1 pseudogene is annotated in these 663 nt (G+C 57.9%); it reads right to left on the reverse strand.

Going from position 1 to position 663, the window contains the following annotated elements:
* Window positions 1–599, reverse strand: a pseudogene (locus HGP14_RS35180) (transposase); the annotation flags it as partial.
* Between the last annotated feature and the right edge of the window lie 64 nt (window positions 600–663).

Here is a 663-nt window from a genome sequence, read left to right on the forward strand (position 1 = left end):
CGGGATCAGCATCGGTGCTCGTGTGCCCATCGCTCGTTTCCGACCACCGCGCTTGCGTACCGTCAGCTTCTCTTCCCGATAGAGCCGGAAGAGCCGCTTGTGGTTCACAAGGTGACCCTCACGCCTGAGCAGCACATGGAGGCGTCGATATCCAAAGCGGCGGCGCTCATGCGCCAGCGCCTTCATCCGCTCGCGAAGGTCATGGTCATCGCTGCGCTTGGTTTCGTAACGGATCGTCATCCGGCAAAAGCCGATGGATTTACACGCCCGCCGTTCGCTCATCTGGTGGCGATCCATCAGATGAGCGACAGCTTTCCGCCTTGCTGCGGGCGTCACCACTTCTTTCCCAAAAGGTCTTTCAAAGCAGCATTGTCGAGCATGGCGTCTGCCAGGAGCCGTTTCAGCTTCGTGTTCTCGTCCTCCAGCGTCTTCAACCGCTTGGCCTCGGACACGTCCATGCCGCCGAACTTGGCTTTCCACTTATAGATACTGGCATCGCTGACGCCGTGCTTGCGGCAAAGCTCCGCGACTGGCGTGCCCGCCTCGTGCTCCTTCAGAATGCCGATAATCTGTTCGTCTGTAAAACACTTGCGCTTCATTCCCTGGTCCTCTCAATGGGCCAGAGCTTACTTCAAAATGGATCATTTCAACGGGCAAGGTCAG

It is taken from the genome of Rhizobium sp. P32RR-XVIII (genome assembly GCF_012641395.1).
Taxonomy (GTDB): Bacteria; Pseudomonadota; Alphaproteobacteria; order Rhizobiales; family Rhizobiaceae; genus Rhizobium.